The organism is Rhodococcus sp. KBS0724 (genome assembly GCF_005938745.2).
Classification (GTDB): domain Bacteria; phylum Actinomycetota; class Actinomycetes; order Mycobacteriales; family Mycobacteriaceae; genus Rhodococcus_F.
The window spans coordinates 2,005,644-2,022,372 of the sequence record NZ_VCBX02000001.1; the positions used below are offsets into that span (position 1 = coordinate 2,005,644).

Below are 16,729 nucleotides of genomic sequence, written 5' to 3' on the forward strand. Positions count from 1 at the left end.
GTCAGCAGCGTGCTGCTTCGAGTTCGGTGAGTGCTGCGAAGTCGGCTCGGCTGATCGGCAGCCCGTACGAGACGGCTACGTTCAGGTACTTCCAGGCGTAAAAGCAGTGGTAGGCAGGATTGGGCGGGAGCCACTGCCCGGGTGTGCTGTCACCTTTCGACTGATTCTCGCTGCCCTTGACCGCCATCAGATTCAGCTCGGTGTCGTTGGCGAACCGCATGCGCACACTCAGTGGCCACGTATTCGCGCCGAAATCCCAAGCCGCGGCAAGGGGATAGACGTGATCGATCTGGACTGCATTGGCCTGGCCGCGATCGAACTCGATTCGATCACCGGAGTACGGGTCCGTCATCATGCCGGACAGTACGACGCAGTCCTGGGTTCCAGGTTTGAACGTTGTTTCCGAAAGGTCTTGGGCCAGAACATTGTTACGGGTGTCGCAACCGTCGTGACCCATCGGGGCGTCCTGATCGTCGGACCACGCCGGACCGAAAACGCACGCCTGCCCGCTCTTGCAGCCACGCTCGTATCCGCCGGGATGGGGGCGTTGATCGACCACGGCGACTTGGCTGAGCAACTGCTCGAGTTCGGTCGTGGTGGGGCTACCAGGTACAGAACTCCCGGTGCCGATCGCGCCGCACGACGAGAGAACGAACATGACGATCGTGGCGGCCGCTATCGCCCACGAGCCCCTGCGTCCCACCGCCACCCCTCTCGCTATTGATCGAACTCGATCACCACTTTGCCCGCGCTGTGCCCACTCTCCACACCGGCAAGGGCGGAGCCGGCCTGCTCGAAGGAAAAACACTGCCCGACGGCCGGGTCGAGGGAACCGTCTGCCACCAACTCGGCGACCGCGGAGAACACTGCGGTGGTGCGTCGACGCTCGACTCCGCTGCCGCCGAGTGCGGTGGCAGCAACGGGATCGGCGACGCTGATGAGCGGGGCGCCCGGTCGCCGCAGCGCAGCACCTTGTTGCAGAGTCTCGCCGCCGACCAGGTCGAAGACGCCGTCAACGCCGCTGGGCGCTAGGGCGGCAACGGCGTTTGCCCACAGATCACCCGAGTCCACCCACAGCGATCCGGTTGCCTCGACGGCCGCCTGCTTGGATTCGCTGGCGACGCCGAGCACGGTGATACCGCGCGCCCGGGCCAAGGCGAGAGTGCTCGTTCCGACTCCGCCGCCCGCGCCGAGCACCAGCAGGGTGGCTCCGGCTGCTAGGCCCAGATCATGCAGCGCGTCGTACGCGGTTCCGCACGCGACGGGTATCACGGCGGCGTCGGCCCAGGAGACGCTGCTCGGTTTGTGTGCGGCCTGTGATGCATTGAGCACGGTCGCTTCGGTGTAGCCGCCGAATCCTGTTGCCGTGGAGCCGAACACCTCGTCGCCGACCTCGAACTCCGTGACCCGTGGTCCGACGGCCGTGACCACGCCCGACACTTCGCGGCCGAGTACCGCCGGCAGTGTCACCGGCACAGTGTCCTTTCGTGTTCCCGCGCGGACCTTCCAATCGGCCGGATTGACTCCGGCGGCGCGGACGGACACCACTATCTGCCCGGCGCCCGGTGGCGGTAGGGACACGTCGAAGAACGATTGGGTCGCCGGACCGCCGTACTCGGTGAAACCGTATGCCAAGACCATGACAACAGCCTATGTCGGTAGCACCTGATTGGATGGTCGGATGCTACATGGACTCTGGTCACCGGGATCGGGGCTCAAACTCTGGGTAGACGGACACGAGGGCGCCGGGGTCGACGATCCCCGCGACCCGGTCAGTGCTGTCCTACACCGAAAATTCCGGCATCGCGTGAGTATCGCGATGCCGTCCGTGCCGGGTGGCCCACTGCAGAGTGAATACGCTGCGGTGGCGCTGGCACCGGGCGACGCCGTTGACCTGCTACTTCGGATCAAACCTGCAGATGGCCGGGTTGCCGGCGACCTGCACTATCTTGTCCACGTTGTCCGGGGGATCGAGCGGTGGGTGCGGGCCGGCCGGGTTGTTCCAGAACTGGGCCGAGCGGAGGGCAGTTGGTGGCCGCGCTGGCGACTGTTGATCGACGAGCGTCAGCGCGCGTGGCTGGGCGAGTTGGTTGTTGCGATGCCTCCCGTGCAGCGCGCGGTGGGATCACCCCGAGCCGTCCTGGACGACGTAGTTCTCGAACTGACCGATTCGGTTGTTCGCCGAGTGCTGGGCGAGTCGGTCGACATTCCCACGACCGGGCTGTGGGCGGCATTGGTGCGCGGCGAGCAGTTCGACAATGCGGAATTGCGAGTTGCGTCGTCTCTGACGGAGTGGCGCGGCACTCTCACTGCTGACGAACCCGATTTGGTTCTGCGGTTGATCGAACCGGAACTGAGCGAAGATGCTGATGTCGATGCAGAAGCGCTGTGGCGACTGCAGGTATGCCTTCGGGCGGAAGGTGAAGCCCCCGAACGTATCCGGCTGCACCGTGCCGATGCCGCGCGCCTGCAAGTAGGTAGCCGAAAACTCGAGGAAGCCATCGCGGCCTACCCGCGCTTTCGGGATGTGCCCCGCGACGACGACAGCTTGGATCTCCTGCTGCCGACCCCTGTCGTGATGGATCTGGTCGGTCATGGCGCTATCGCGTTGCAGGAGAAAGGGATCACGCTCCTGCTGCCTCGGGCGTGGAGCGTCGTGTCGCCGTCGTTGCGCGTGAAAGTCACCTCGGCGTCCTCGCCGATCGTTGCGGAGAATCGCACGGTCGGTCTCGATCAGTTGGTGGAATACGACTGGGAGTTGGCGCTCGGAGACAAAGTGCTCACGCCGGAGGAAATGGGCCGACTGGTCGACGCGAAATCGGACCTTGTGCGTTTGCGCGGTGAGTGGGTCCAAGCCGATCGGGAGGTGCTCGCGCGCGCTGCTCGCTTTGTCGGCGAGCGCCACGCCAGCGGCGACCGGGCCATCATCGAACTGATCAAGGACCTGATCGCGGACGACCTCAAAGACCTGCCCGTCGAAGAGGTGACGGCAACGGGGTGGGCGTCGGCGCTGCTGAACAATTCGGTGGAACCGGCAGAGGTTCCGGTTCCGGCAGACGTCAATGCAGTGCTGCGGCCCTATCAGCGACGAGGGCTCAACTGGTTGGCGTACATGAGTGCTCTCGGGTTGGGGGCGGTGCTGGCGGACGACATGGGGTTGGGAAAGACGCTCCAACTGTTGGCGTTGCTCGCACACGAGAAGTCCACGACACCAACGCTGTTGGTGTGTCCGATGTCGGTGGTCGGCAACTGGCAACGCGAGGCGGCGCGGTTTGTTCCGAGCCTGCGGGTGTACGTCCATCATGGTTCCGATCGAGCAACGGGTGCGGCATTGGAGGCCGCGGTTCGAAACAACGACCTGGTCATCACGACCTACGCCTTGATGACGCGCGACGTTGCTGCCCTGAAGGATCTCGACTGGCGACGTGTTGTGCTCGACGAGGCGCAGCACATCAAGAATGCCAAGACGTCGCAGGCGCGCGCCGCTCGCAGCATTCCTGCGGCACATCGGGTCGCACTGACCGGAACTCCGGTGGAAAACCGATTGGACGAGCTGCGATCCATCCTCGATTTCGCCAACCGTGGTGTGCTCGGCTCGGAACAGATGTTCCGCAAACGCTTTGTCGTGCCGATCGAACGCGAGAAGGACGAACTTGCCGTCTCACGGCTCCGTGCCGTCACCTCGCCGTTTGTCCTGCGGCGCGTCAAGACCGATCCCGCTGTCATCTCCGATCTTCCGGAAAAACTCGAGATGACGGTTCGCGCAAATCTCAGCGAAGAGCAAGCAGCTCTGTATCGCGCAGTAGTCGACGACATGATGGCCCAGATCAAGGGCACGGAAGGGATGAAGCGCAAAGGCGCGGTGCTCTCTGCTCTCACCAAGCTCAAGCAGGTCTGCAACCATCCGGCACATTTTCTTCGTGACGGATCTGCGGTGATGCGTCGCGGTCAGCATCGTTCCGGCAAACTCGGTTTGATCGAAGATATCGTCGAATCGGTGACTGCCGAGGAAGAGAAAGTATTGCTGTTCACGCAGTTCCGCGAGTTCGGCGAACTGGTCGTGCCGTATCTCTCCGAGCGGTTCAGTACCGGGGTCCCGTTTCTTCACGGCGGCGTGTCGAAGGCCGGCCGTGACACCATGGTCGAGGAATTTCAGAGCGCCGGCGGACCGCCGATCATGGTGCTCTCGCTCAAAGCGGGCGGAACGGGACTGAATCTGACCGCCGCGAATCACGTTGTGCACATGGATCGGTGGTGGAATCCCGCGGTCGAGAATCAGGCTACCGACAGAGTGTTCCGCATCGGGCAGCATCGCAACGTCCAGGTCCGCAAGATGGTCTGTGTCGGGACATTGGAAGAACGGATCGACACGATGATCGACACGAAGAGTGAATTGGCCGAGCTGGCGGTCGGAACAGGAGAGAACTGGGTGACGGAGATGAGCGTCGAACAGCTCGGTGAGTTGCTCCGACTCGGTGACGATGCGGTGGGCGAATGAGTCCGCGTCGTGGAGGTCCCGATTTCAGTGAATACACGGGCGCACGTAAGCGAGCGGCGCCGATCAAGTCGCGCCCCGCTTTCGGCCGGACGTTCTGGGGCAAGGCATTTGTCCGGGTCATCGAGCAGATCGGCGACAAGGGTCGTGTCTCACGAGGTCGAACCTTCGCTCGCACGGGCAAGGTCCTGCCGCTCGATATTCGGCCGGGACGGGTGACGGGTGAAGCATGGGGGACCCAACTCGAACCCTTCACTGCCACTCTCTCGATCAGCACACTGGACAACACCGATATCGACGACATCATCACCAAACTCCGCAGGGTCCCTGGCTCATTGGCCTCGCTGGTCTCCGGGGTGGTGCCGGACATGCTCGCCGCGCAACTCCTGCCGGACGGGCCGGGCGCTTTCCAATTCGACTGCACCTGCCCCGACGACGGATGGCCGTGTAAACATGCTGCGGCCGTGGCCTTCCTGACCGCCGAGCGGATCGATACCGATCCGCTGCAGCTTCTGCTCCTCCGCGGGGTCGACCTAGGCGATGTGATCGGGGGAGTGGAAGACGAGACCACTATCGCGGTCGACGTGGAAAGCTGGTTCGGGGACTCGTCTCTTCTCCCGGGATTGCCGCGAGTCGAATTCCGGGCTGCGATAGACGATCTGGACCTCAATGCCTTGCGGGCCTCGGTGGCTGCACTGGGATTGGATTTGGCACAGCAAAACGTCGCGCTCGCGGAACTGCGGGCAATTTACCGGCAATTGGACTCCTGAGCCCAACCACTAGGATCCCGGTGCCTGTTCCAGTATCGTGAAGTGGACAGGTCCGGTAGGGACCTGTCGACGATAGATTCTTTCACTTCATGAAAGGGGCAGCCGCCGTGATGCCCGTACATCTGCGCGACAGCGCTATACCCAAACACGAGCAACTGCGAAACATTCTGCTGCACAAGTGCACCCGCGAGTTGCAGCCGGGCGACTTGATGACCAGTGAGCGCAACCTGATGCAGGATTACGGCGTCAGCCGAATCACGGTCCGCGAGGCGATCGGTCAACTCGTCAACGACGGCTATCTCGTGCGCGTGCGTGGCAAGGGAACCTTTGTCGCTCATCGTCAGGTTCAGTCCAAACTGCACCTGGCGTCGTTCACCGAGGAAATGCGAGCCCAGGGACACGTCCCCACCACTGTTGTCCTCGTCAACGAGGAAGACACCGTGCCGGACGCCACAGCGTCTGCGCTCGGAATGGAGCCGGGATCGGTGGGCTACCACGTCAAACGCCTGCGCTTGGCCGACGGTGAACCGGTGAGCGTCGACGACGGTTGGTACAACCCGCAGCAATTGCCCGGGCTCACCGACCTCGACCTGACCGGTTCGATCTATCGTGCGACGGCCGACAAGTACGACAAGCCGATCGACCGCGCGGAACAGACCGTCAGTGCCGACGGCGCAACCATTGAGATCGCTACTCTGCTCGGGACCAAGAAGGGCGCGCCGGTCCTGTACTTCGATCGAGTGTCCTTCAGTGAGGGCGCGCCGATCGAGCACACGTGCAGTTGGTACCGCTCCGATCGTTATCAACTGCAGATGGAAGTACAGGGAAACGAACGAGCAGGCACCCGCGTCGGGTCTTGAATCGCGAACAGCAGGCGGGCGCATCCTCTTTCGAGGGTGCGCCCGCCTTGTTCGTGCTCAGGTAGACCAGTTGAACAGGGTGTCGCCGGTCTTCACTTCTTCTCCCACAGAAGGGGATTCGACCGTATCGGGTTTGGAGTCCATGACCACGACCGGGCAGATTGCCGAGTAACCGGTGGTGTCGATGAACGCCGGGTCGAAGCTGACGACAGGATCTCCGGCCGCGACGGTGTCACCCTCGGCCGCGATGAGTGTGAAGCCTTTGCCTTCGAGTTTGACGGTGTCGATACCGATGTGAACCAGTACGCCGGTGGCCTTCTCGCCGAAGATGACAAATGCGTGGGGATGAAGTTTGAGGATCTTCCCGGCGATGGGCGCGACGACGGTGAGGTGGCCCTGGTCGCGGGCGGGTTCGAGAGCAACCCCTGATCCGACCATCTGCTGGGCAAAAACCGGATCGGGAACGTCGGCTAGTGCGCACACCCGGCCGGGAAGCGGAGCGAGGACGGAGACGGTCACAGGATGTCCCCGATGTCTTCGGCGAGGATGTCGGCCTCGGGTCCGACGATCACCTGGACGACGGATCCGGCTTTGAGCACGCCGTGCGCGCCGGCGGCTTTGAGAGCAGCTTCGTCGACCTTGGCGCCGTCCTTGACCTCGGTGCGCAGGCGGGTGATGCACGCTTCGATTTCGACGATGTTCCCGGCGCCGCCGAGGCCCTTGATGATTGCTTCCGCTTTCGACATTGCTGCTCCTGTGTGTGGTCGTAAATGCGTCGGTTCTTGTCGCTGGTGAAGCACTCTGGCTGATAGCGGGACGTGAGTCAACACGTAACTTAAATCACATTCCGGTCTTGACATCTGCGCTTCATCAGGCAAAACTACAACTGGTTATGACCGGACAGTACCCGTTAGCGGTGCAACGCCACAACAGTTTCGGCAAAACGAATTTTCGGCTCCTCGCGGTGGGCGAGGTGTCCACTTCACGTACCTCAACCAGCAGGCCGACCCGTTGCGGCCAAGCGAACAGAGGCCAAGCGAACAGAGAAGGTCAACGATGACGCTCGACGACACCCCCAAGAAGGAATCAACGTTCTTCGCCGGCGTACAACGCCTCGGTCGAAGTCTGATGTTGCCCATTGCCGTTCTCCCGGCAGCCGGCATCCTTCTGCGACTCGGCCAGGACGACCTGCTCGGCCGGTTCAGTCCCCTCGAGAGCGCGGCAACGGTGATTTCCGCTGCCGGTCAAGCCGTGTTTACCTGGCTGCCGCTGATCTTTGCCGTCGGCATTGCGATCGGGTGGGCCAAGAAGGCGGACGGATCCACCGCACTTGCCGCCGTGGTCGGATACATAGTGATCGACGGTGTTTTCAAGGCCATGTCGCCGATCGTCCTCGAAGGAAAAACCGACCCCAACGGTGATCAGTCACTGATCAATTACGGTGTGCTCGCCGGCATCGTGATGGGTCTACTCTCCGCAATTCTGTGGCAGCGCTTCTATCGAACCAAACTGCCCGACTACCTCGGTTTCTTCAACGGCCGACGCTTGGTTCCGATTCTGACCGCCGTCACCGGCCTGCTCGTCGGCGTCCTCATGGCATTTCTGTACCCGCTGTTCAACTCGGGACTGAACTGGGTCGGTGAAGCAGTTGCCTCGAATACCGTTGTGGGCGGCGGCATCTACGGCGCAGCCAACCGACTGCTCATCCCGACCGGCCTGCACCACATCCTCAACTCAGCCGTGTGGTTCCTGATCGGCGACTACCAGAACGCCAGCGGCCAGATCATTCGCGGCGACCTCAACCGGTTCTTTGCCGGTGACCCCACTGCCGGGACGTTCATGACCGGATTCTTCCCGATCATGATGTTTGCGCTGCCCGCTGCGGCGTTTGCAATCTGGCGCAATGCCAAGCCGTCTCAGAAGAAGCTTGTCGGCGGCATCATGCTCTCCACCGGCCTCACCGCCTTCCTTACCGGCATCACCGAACCCCTCGAATACTCGTTCATGTTTGTCGCCTGGCCGCTGTACGTCATCCACGCGCTTCTGACCGGTACATCGATGGCGCTGGTCAACGCACTGGGCATCCACGACGGATTCACCTTCTCCGCCGGCTTCTTCGACTACGTCCTGAACTTCGGCAAGGCTACAAACGCCTGGATGCTCATCCCGATCGGACTTGCCTATGCGGTCATCTACTACTTCCTCTTCAGCTTTGTCATCAAGAAGTGGAACCTGCGCACTCCCGGTCGTGAGGAAGACGCCGAGGTTACGGCCGGCGAGCCCGATGCAGCGCTCCTCGAAGCCGAACTGGCGCTTGCCGCCGAAGGTGACTCCCGCACCGACGCACCACTTGTCGCGGAAGTGGAGAAGAAACTCGACAAGGAACTGGAAGGTCGCTGACGCATGACGACGGCAACAATCACTCCGTTGAACCAGATCAGCGCACTCGGAGTCAGCGCCGGGGTCGTCTGCGCGCCCTGGTTGAGTTTCGCAGTGCCCGAACGCACTTCGGCACACGACCCGGTTACCGGCGAGCCGGAGTCCGAACTGGCACGAATTCGAGCGGCGCTCGAGAGCGTCAGTGCGGAACTCCTGCGCCGCGCCGAATCCGTCGACGGTGTCTCCGCGGACATCCTGACGACGTCGGCGGCGATGGTACGGGATCGGGCTATCGTCGGCGCAGCGCAGAAGAACCTCGAATCAGGTCTGCCGACAGCACATTCGGTGACGGTTGCCTTCGACGGATTCTGCGACAAGCTCGACGCGGTCGGCGGGTACATGGCCGAGCGGGCAACAGATCTGCGTGACCTCGCACAACGAGTGGTCGCAGTGCTGCGCGGCGAACCGATGCCGGGAATCCCCAACCCCGGTTACCCGTACATACTGGTGGCGCGGGATCTGGCTCCCGCCGATACGGCAACACTCGGCGACACCGACGTGGTCGGACTACTCACCGCGGAGGGCGGACCAACCAGTCACACCGCCATCCTGGCCAAGTCGCTCGGCATTCCGGCCGTGGTCAACTGCGTGGATACCGATCGGCTTGTCCCCGGTGCCGTTCTGATCCTCGACGGTTCGAGCGGGACGGTGACAATCGATCCGAGTCCCGAACTGTGCGCTCAGGTTGCCCGGGAAGCATCGTTGCAGGAAGCTCGCGCTGCGACTGCGAGCGGTCCCGGCCGCACCCGAGACGGGGTCGCCGTGCGCTTGGCGGCAAACATCGGGACCGTGGCCGATGCCGAACGTGCCGGCGACGCCGACTGTGAGGGTGTCGGCCTGTTCCGTACCGAGTTCTCGTATCTCGGTCGCCATGATGCGCCCTCCGTCGCGGAGCAGACTGCAACGTACAGAGCCGTTTTCGAGCACTTTGCCGGGCGCGCCGTGGTGGTGCGGACCCTCGATTCCGGTTCCGACAAACCTCTGCCGTTCCTGGATCTCGGGGTCGAGGAGAACCCGGCCCTCGGGATCCGGGGGCTCCGAGTAGCACATCTGTACCCCGACACCCTGGTAACCCAACTCGACGCCCTGGTTGCGGCGGCCGATGAAACCGGCGCGGATCTGCGCGTCATGGCACCGATGGTCGCGACAGCCGAGGAAGCTGCAGGCTTCGCTGAACTCGCCCGATCCCGCGGAGTTGGCAAGGTGGGCGCGATGATCGAGGTTCCGGCCGCGGCTCTGCGCGCCCGCGATCTCCTCGAACATCTGGATTTCCTGAGCATCGGAACCAACGACCTGAGCCAGTACACCTGTGCGGTCGACCGGATGACCGGTAGCCTCGCGCACCTGCTCGACCCGTGGCAGCCGGCAGTCCTCGACCTGATCGCAATGGTCGGTCAGGCCGGAGCGGCCGCCGGCAAACCTGTTGGGGTGTGCGGGGAATCGGCGTCGGATCCGCTGTTGGCGCCCGTACTGGTGGGTCTCGGGGTGTCGAGTCTGTCGATGTCCGTCGCAGCGATCGGGGCCGTTCGCGCAGAGTTGGCGGCCCTCGATCTCGAGGTGTGCCTGCAGATGGCGTCGGCGGCCCGCAGTGCTCGTACCCCGAGCGCCGGCCGGGCAGCGGTCGCGCGCATAAGGGATTCGTCGTGACCGAGTCACTCGTGCTGCGCGGCAGAGTTGTCGGCGGATCCTCCGGGACCATCGACGACGGCGTCGTCGTTGTCGACGGCGGGTTGATCAGCTGGGTGGGGGCGGCAGGGGACTGTGCCTTCGCCGAGGTCCCGGACGCCACCGACTGCATGATCCTTCCCGGCCTCATCGACGTCCACAGTCACGGCGCTGCGGGAGCGGGATTCCCCAACACCGACGCGGCGGGCGCCCGAGTGGCCGCGTCGCATCACCGTGAGCACGGAACGACTGGTCTGCTGGCAAGTTTGGTGTCGGCGCCGCGCGGGGACCTGATGCGTCAAGCCGCGATCTTGGCCGACCTGGTTGAAGACGGCGAGATTCTGGGTATCCACCTCGAAGGGCCGTTTATCAACTGTGTTCGATGTGGTGCCCAGGATCCCGCAGCCATAGTTCCCGGGGACCCTGACCTGCTCGAAGAGGTGTGCAACGCGGCCCGCGAGCACGTGTGTTCGATGACGCTGGCACCCGAGACGGAGAATTTCGAGGAACTGCTCGACATCATGCGTCGACGCGGAATTCTGCCCAGCTTCGGACACACCGACGCCGATGCGGCGACTACGTCGACTCGGATAAGGCAGGCGGCTCGCAGCGGTCGGGTGAGCGCAACGCACCTGTTCAACGGGATGCCGTCGTTGCATCACCGTTCGCCGGGCCCGGTTGCGGCGTGCCTCGCGGCCGCAGGGAGAGGAGAGATGGTGGTGGAACTGATCGCCGATGGAGTGCATCTGGCTCCGGAAACGGTGTCCATGGTGTTCGATACCGTCGGCGCAGACCAGATCACGCTGGTCAGTGATTCCATGGCCGCCGCCGGAATGGCCGACGGAAACTATCAGCTCGGCGCTCTGGATGTGGTGGTGAGCGGTGGCATCGCCAGACTTGCCACCGCCGACGGTTCGGTCGGGGCCATAGCGGGCGGAACGGCACGACTGCTGGATGTGCTGCGTAGCACCGTGTTCGACAGCGGAGTTGCACTCGCCGATGCCGTCATCGCTGCCACCCGTACTCCGGCAACACTGCTGGGACTGCACAATTCACACGGATCGCTGACTGCCGGCTACCGCGCCGACATCCTGGTCACCGATCGTCACCTGCGCCCGGTGCGCGTACTTCACGGCGGCCGGGCCGCCGGAAAGGAAATCTGATGGAAATTGTCATCATGCCTACCCCGCTGGAGGTCGACTCGACGGCAGCAGACATCGTCGAAGGCTATGTCCGGCGCGGTGCTACAACGCTCGGGCTCGCAACAGGTTCGTCGCCGATCGGGACGTACCGCGAACTGGCGCGTCGCCACCGGGTGTCTGGACTGGATTTCTCGCAGGCTCAGGCATTCTTGCTCGACGAATATCTTGGTCTGCCGAAAAGTCATTCGCAGTCGTACTATTCGGTAATTCGCGCCGAATTCGTCGATCACGTCAACCTGGATCCTGATCGGGTTTTCAGTCCGAACGGTGAAGCCGTAATTCCGGATGCGGAAGTGGAACGGTACGACCGTAGTATCGCCGAAGCCGGGGGAGTGGACGTGCAACTGCTCGGAATCGGCACCGACGGACACATCGGTTTCAACGAACCGAGTTCCGCACTGTCGTCGCGTACACGGGTCAAGACTTTGACGGAGCAGACGCGAATCGACAACGCTCGCTTCTTCGAGCGTCCCGATGACGTTCCCCATCACGTTCTCACCCAGGGTCTCGGAACTATCAGTGATGCACGGCATTTGGTGTTGATCGCGACCGGTGAAGGTAAGGCCGACGCTATTGCTGCAGCAGTCGAAGGTCCGCTGACCGCATTTTGCCCGGCATCGGTGCTGCAGTGGCACCGCCACGTCACCGTGGTCATCGACGAAGCCGCGGCCGGAAGGCTGAAATTGGCCGACTACTACCGGTACGCGCTCGAGAACAAGCCGCCGTGGCAGTCGTACTGACATGACAGCGCTCGAACTTGCCGTTCAGGATGTTCGTGGGGCGCAGACCGCACTCGCCGTGGGGGCGGCGCGTGTTGAACTCTGTGCGGCACTGGGTGCAACAGGCGGTCTCACCCCCAGTGTCGGATTGATCGAAGCAGTTGTGGCAGTAGGTGTTCCAGTGCACGTCCTGATCCGGCCACGGGCCGGTGGATTTGTGTACGGTGCCGACGAGATGGCGGTGATGCGCCGTGATGCACGTGCAGCAGTGGCGGCGGGCGCGTCCGGGATAGTGATCGGCGCTCTGACCGAGACCTCCGCGATCGATGTCGACGCACTGCGTTCGGTCATCGAGTGCGTCGATCCCGCGGTTGTCGAGGTGACCGCACACCGAGCCATCGACGTCGTGCCGGACAGGCGGGCGGCACTCGATGTCCTGGTGGATCTCGACGTGACCCGTGTCCTGACGTCTGGGGGCGCCCCGACCTGCGCCAAGGGGCTGGAAGAGTTGGGGGCCATGGTCGATCACGCCGCGGGGCGGATCCAGATCATGGCTGGTGGTGGGGTACGAATCGGTGATATTGCCGCGGTTGCGGCGACCGGAGTCGACGCGATCCACCTGTCCGCTCGCGCGATCGTCGAAGGTTCTGGTGGACCGGGTGGTGGTAGTGGTGGATACGAGGTCACCGACCGGGAAGTTGCGCTGTCCGCGGCCTCAGCTCTAGACATACATGGACATCCAACTATAGGATGGTCGATATAGTTAGCGCTGCTTCTCCGGCAGTCCACAACGAGCAAGGAACGGGTTAGCACAATGGTTGACAATGCGGCGGTTCAAGAGTTGACGCACTTCGTCGGTGGCAAGCGGGTTCCCGGAGCTTCCGATCGATTTGCGGACGTCTTCGACCCCAACACTGGTCAGGTTCAGGCGCGCGTTCCGCTCGCGAGCAAGGCGGAAACCGAAGCCATCATCGCCAATGCAGAAGAGGCGCAGAAGGTCTGGGCTGCTTTCAACCCGCAGAAGCGCGCCCGTGTCCTCATGAAATTCCTCCAGCTCGCCCAGGCTGAGATGGATTCCCTCGCTCGGCTCCTCTCGTCCGAGCACGGCAAGACCGTCGCCGACGCCAAGGGCGACATCCAGCGCGGCCTCGAGGTCATCGAGTTCGCCGTGGGCGCTCCGCACCTGCTCAAGGGTGAATTCACCGAGAGCGCAGGCACAGGCATCGACGTGTACTCGATGCGTCAGCCGCTCGGCGTCGTTGCGGGCATCACGCCCTTCAACTTCCCCGCGATGATCCCGCTGTGGAAGGCCGGCCCGGCCCTCGCAGCCGGCAACGCTTTCATTCTCAAGCCGTCCGAGCGCGACCCCTCCGTGCCGCTGCGCCTGGCCGAGCTGTTCCTCGAAGCCGGACTGCCCGCCGGCGTGTTCAACGTGGTCAACGGTGACAAGGAAGTTGTCGACGTCCTGCTCACTGACGACCGCATCAAGGCTGTCGGCTTTGTCGGCTCCACGCCGATCGCTCAGTACATCTACGAGACGGCCGCAGCTCACGGCAAGCGCGCACAGTGCTTCGGTGGCGCCAAGAACCACGCGATCGTCATGCCGGACGCCGATCTCGACGAGGTTGCCGACGCCCTGATCGGTGCCGGTTACGGCAGCGCCGGTGAGCGTTGCATGGCCATCTCCGTTGCCGTTCCCGTCGGCGAAGAGACGGCAGATGCGCTGGTCGCCAAGCTGAAGGAACGCGTCGCGAAGCTCAAGATCGGTCGCAGTGACGACGAAGGCGTCGATTTCGGGCCTCTCGTCTGCCAGGACGCGCTCGACCGCGTCAACAACTACGTGCAGATCGGTATCGACGAGGGCGCAACAGCAGTCGTCGACGGCCGCGGCTTCACCCTCGAAGGCCACGAAGGCGGATTCTTCGCCGGCGCCACCCTGTTCGACAATGTCACCTCGGACATGCGCATCTACAAGGAAGAGATTTTCGGACCCGTCCTGCAGGTTGTTCGCGCTGCCGATTACGAAGAGGCCCTGCGTCTTCCGACCGAGCACGAGTACGGCAACGGTGTCTCCATCTTCACCCGTGACGGCGACACCGCTCGTGACTTCACGGCCCGCGTCAACGTCGGCATGGTCGGCGTCAACGTGCCGATTCCCGTCCCGATCGCCTACCACACCTTCGGCGGCTGGAAGCGCTCCGGATTCGGTGACCTGAACCAGCACGGTCCCGACTCCTTCCGCTTCTACACCAAGACCAAGACCGTGACGCAGCGTTGGCCTTCCGGCAAGAAGGAAGAGACCAATCACTTCGTCATCCCCACGATGAACTGATCGGAAAACCTTCCATGTTTACTCTGACCGATGACGAGCGGGCGATTCGTGACACCGCCCGCGACTTCGCGGCCGAGCACCTGGCGCCGAATGCGGTGGAATGGGATCAGACCAAGCATTTCCCGGTGGACGTTCTCCGCAAGGCGGCGTCCCTGGGGATGGGCGGCATCTACATCCGTGAGGATGTCGGTGGCAGTGAACTGACCCGCGTCGATGCTGCTCGGATCTTCGAGGAGCTCGCCAAGGGTGATCCGTCGATCGCCGCGTACATTTCCATCCACAACATGGTCACGTGGATGATCGACCAGTTCGGCAACGACGAACAGCGCCACAAGTGGGTACCCGGACTGTGCTCGATGGATCAGTTGGGCAGCTACTGCCTGACCGAACCCGGCGCCGGTTCCGACGCTGCCGGCTTGAGCACCAAGGCCGTTCGTGACGGTGACGACTACATCCTCAACGGCGTCAAGCAGTTCATTTCCGGCGCAGGCACTTCCGACGTGTATGTCGTGATGGCCCGTACCGGAGCTGCAGGTGCCAAGGGAATCTCGGCATTCATCGTGCCGAAAGATTCGCCCGGCCTGTCGTTCGGTCCCAACGAGATCAAGATGGGCTGGAACGCACAGCCCACCCGTCAGGTGATCATGGAGGACGTGCGCGTTCCCGCGGCCAACATGCTCGGCGAAGAAGGCAGCGGATTCCGCATCGCGATGAAGGGCCTCAACGGCGGCCGCCTCAACATCGCCGCTTGCTCGGTGGGCGGCGCGCAGGCAGCGCTGGAGAAGGCCGTCGCATATCTGGTGGACCGCAAGGCATTCGGTTCGGCGTTGATCGAATCGCAGGCCCTGCAGTTCCAGCTCGCCGATATGCGAACCGAACTGGAAGCTGCGCGGACCCTGCTGTGGCGCGCTGCCGCAGCTCTCGACGAGAACGCGCCGGACGTGGTGGAACTGTGCGCTATGGCCAAGCGCTTCGCGACCGACAACGGTTTCGACGTGGCCAACCGGGCGCTCCAGCTGCACGGTGGGTACGGCTATCTTGCTGAGTACGGGATCGAGAAGATCGTCCGCGATCTTCGCGTTCACCAGATCCTCGAAGGCAGCAACGAGATCATGCGTGTGGTCATCGCTCGCAGTGTGATCGCAGGGCAGGGAAAGCAGGGAGCAGCATGACCGAAGAGAACGAAGTTCTGATCGAGAAGCGCGACGGACTGGGACGCATCACCCTCAACCGTCCCAAGGCGATCAACGCGCTCAACCACTCGATGGTGACGCAGATGGCTGCGGCCCTCGAGGCCTGGAAGTCCGACGACGAGGTCAAGGCTGTCGTCCTGACCGGTGCAGGCGAACGTGGCCTGTGCGCCGGCGGCGATATCGTCTCGATCTACCACGACGCCAAGGACGGCAAGACCGGCTCGCTCGACTTCTGGCGCGACGAGTACATCTTCAACGCCGAGATTTCGAACTACCCGAAGCCGTACGTCGCGATCATGGACGGCATCGTCATGGGCGGCGGAGTCGGAGTGTCCGCACACGGCGACGTTCGCATCGTGACCGAGCGTTCCATGATCGGTATGCCCGAGACCGGAATCGGATTCATCCCAGACGTCGGCGGAACGTACCTGCTCGCGCGTGCTCCCGGAGAATTGGGAGCACACATCGCGCTCACCACGGCACGCTTGAGCGCCGGCGACGCCATCGCGACAGGATTTGCGGACCACTTCATCCCCTCCGAGAACATCGAGACGTTCATCGAGGCGATCGCATCGTCGACGGTAGAGCAGGCCGTTGCTCAATTTGCCGAGCCCGCACCGGTTTCGGAACTACTGGCACAGCAGAGTTGGATCGACGCCGCGTACTCGGCGGACAATGTCGTCGCGATTGTCGAGCGCCTGCGCGCCAGCGGAATTCCCGAAGCCGAGAAGGCCGCCGAGCAGATTCTCGGTAAGTCGCCGATCGCGCTGTCCGTCACGTTGCGTTCGCTTCATCATGCCAAGGGTGCCAACAGCCTCGAAGAAGTTCTGAACGAGGAGTTCCGGGTCTCGACGGCATCACTGAGTTCACACGACCTCGTCGAGGGTATCCGCGCACAGGTGGTCGAGAAGGACCGCAACCCGCAGTGGCTTCCCGCGACCCTCGCGGACGTCACCGACGCCGCCGTGGAAGCGTACTTTGCGCCGCTCGGTGAGCGTGAACTCGGCCTCACCCCTCAATCGCAAGGCAACTGATCACCGCCGAAGGAGCATCA

At 63.2% G+C, this 16,729-nt stretch carries 15 protein-coding genes; 11 read left to right on the forward strand and 4 right to left on the reverse strand.

What is annotated here, in order from left to right:
• Window position 1: 1 nt before the first annotated feature.
• Both FFI94_RS09270 and FFI94_RS09275 read right to left on the reverse strand, forming a co-directional pair.
• A complete protein-coding gene (locus tag FFI94_RS09270) occupies window positions 2-658 on the reverse strand; it encodes an HNH endonuclease family protein (RefSeq protein WP_138873693.1) in 657 nt (218 codons plus the stop codon).
• A gap of 59 nt (window positions 659-717) precedes the next feature.
• The gene (locus tag FFI94_RS09275) at window positions 718-1,641 is read right to left on the reverse strand and encodes an NADP-dependent oxidoreductase (protein WP_138872708.1); all 924 of its coding nucleotides are present in this window, start codon (window positions 1,639-1,641) and stop codon (window positions 718-720) included.
• Window positions 1,642-1,681: 40 nt separating this feature from the next.
• Here FFI94_RS09275 and FFI94_RS09280 point away from each other — a divergent pair, with 40 nt between their 5' ends.
• From FFI94_RS09280 to FFI94_RS09290, 3 genes are all read left to right on the forward strand, one after another.
• A complete protein-coding gene (locus FFI94_RS09280) occupies window positions 1,682-4,498 on the forward strand; it encodes a DEAD/DEAH box helicase (protein WP_138872709.1) in 2,817 nt (938 codons plus the stop codon).
• Window positions 4,495-5,265, forward strand: a complete 771-nt coding sequence (locus FFI94_RS09285) for an SWIM zinc finger family protein (protein ID WP_138872710.1) — start codon at window positions 4,495-4,497, stop codon at window positions 5,263-5,265. The genes FFI94_RS09280 and FFI94_RS09285 overlap by 4 nt, the downstream gene beginning before the upstream one ends.
• Window positions 5,266-5,372: 107 nt before the next feature.
• Window positions 5,373-6,125, forward strand: coding sequence for a GntR family transcriptional regulator (locus FFI94_RS09290; RefSeq protein ID WP_260684468.1), 753 nt, complete (start codon window positions 5,373-5,375; stop codon window positions 6,123-6,125).
• A 57-nt stretch (window positions 6,126-6,182) separates the two neighbouring features.
• On the opposite strand, the gene FFI94_RS09295 is transcribed toward FFI94_RS09290, so the two are convergent.
• Complete coding sequence (locus FFI94_RS09295) at window positions 6,183-6,644, reverse strand: glucose PTS transporter subunit IIA (protein WP_138872711.1); 462 nt, start codon at window positions 6,642-6,644, stop codon at window positions 6,183-6,185.
• On the reverse strand, window positions 6,641-6,871 hold the full coding sequence (locus FFI94_RS09300) for a glucose PTS transporter subunit EIIB (protein ID WP_045071371.1): 231 nt from the start codon (window positions 6,869-6,871) through the stop codon (window positions 6,641-6,643). The genes FFI94_RS09295 and FFI94_RS09300 overlap by 4 nt, the downstream gene beginning before the upstream one ends.
• A gap of 310 nt (window positions 6,872-7,181) precedes the next feature.
• Here FFI94_RS09300 and FFI94_RS09305 point away from each other — a divergent pair, with 310 nt between their 5' ends.
• Genes FFI94_RS09305 through FFI94_RS09340 form a run of 8 tightly spaced genes read left to right on the forward strand, consistent with a single transcriptional unit; the run spans window position 7,182 to window position 16,709 of the window.
• A complete protein-coding gene (locus tag FFI94_RS09305; protein WP_138872712.1) occupies window positions 7,182-8,525 on the forward strand; it encodes a PTS transporter subunit EIIC in 1,344 nt (447 codons plus the stop codon).
• A gap of 3 nt (window positions 8,526-8,528) precedes the next feature.
• On the forward strand, window positions 8,529-10,211 hold the full coding sequence (gene ptsP, locus FFI94_RS09310; RefSeq protein WP_138872713.1) for a phosphoenolpyruvate--protein phosphotransferase: 1,683 nt from the start codon (window positions 8,529-8,531) through the stop codon (window positions 10,209-10,211).
• Window positions 10,208-11,392 carry an N-acetylglucosamine-6-phosphate deacetylase gene (locus tag FFI94_RS09315; protein ID WP_260683968.1) on the forward strand — a complete coding sequence of 395 codons (1,185 nt, stop codon included), beginning with the start codon at window positions 10,208-10,210 and terminating at the stop codon, window positions 11,390-11,392. The genes ptsP and FFI94_RS09315 overlap by 4 nt, the downstream gene beginning before the upstream one ends.
• Window positions 11,392-12,171: a glucosamine-6-phosphate deaminase gene (gene nagB / locus FFI94_RS09320; RefSeq protein ID WP_138872714.1), complete on the forward strand. Its 780-nt coding sequence runs from the start codon at window positions 11,392-11,394 to the stop codon at window positions 12,169-12,171. Before FFI94_RS09315 ends, nagB begins: the two co-directional genes overlap by 1 nt.
• 1 nt (window position 12,172) lies before the next feature.
• The gene (locus tag FFI94_RS09325; RefSeq protein WP_138872715.1) at window positions 12,173-12,913 is read left to right on the forward strand and encodes a copper homeostasis protein CutC; all 741 of its coding nucleotides are present in this window, start codon (window positions 12,173-12,175) and stop codon (window positions 12,911-12,913) included.
• A gap of 51 nt (window positions 12,914-12,964) precedes the next feature.
• Complete coding sequence (locus tag FFI94_RS09330) at window positions 12,965-14,482, forward strand: CoA-acylating methylmalonate-semialdehyde dehydrogenase (protein WP_138872716.1); 1,518 nt, start codon at window positions 12,965-12,967, stop codon at window positions 14,480-14,482.
• 14 nt (window positions 14,483-14,496) lie between these two features.
• The gene (locus FFI94_RS09335) at window positions 14,497-15,654 is read left to right on the forward strand and encodes an isobutyryl-CoA dehydrogenase (RefSeq protein WP_138872717.1); all 1,158 of its coding nucleotides are present in this window, start codon (window positions 14,497-14,499) and stop codon (window positions 15,652-15,654) included.
• Window positions 15,651-16,709, forward strand: coding sequence for an enoyl-CoA hydratase/isomerase family protein (locus FFI94_RS09340; protein WP_138872718.1), 1,059 nt, complete (start codon window positions 15,651-15,653; stop codon window positions 16,707-16,709). The genes FFI94_RS09335 and FFI94_RS09340 overlap by 4 nt, the downstream gene beginning before the upstream one ends.
• Window positions 16,710-16,729 lie beyond the last annotated feature (20 nt).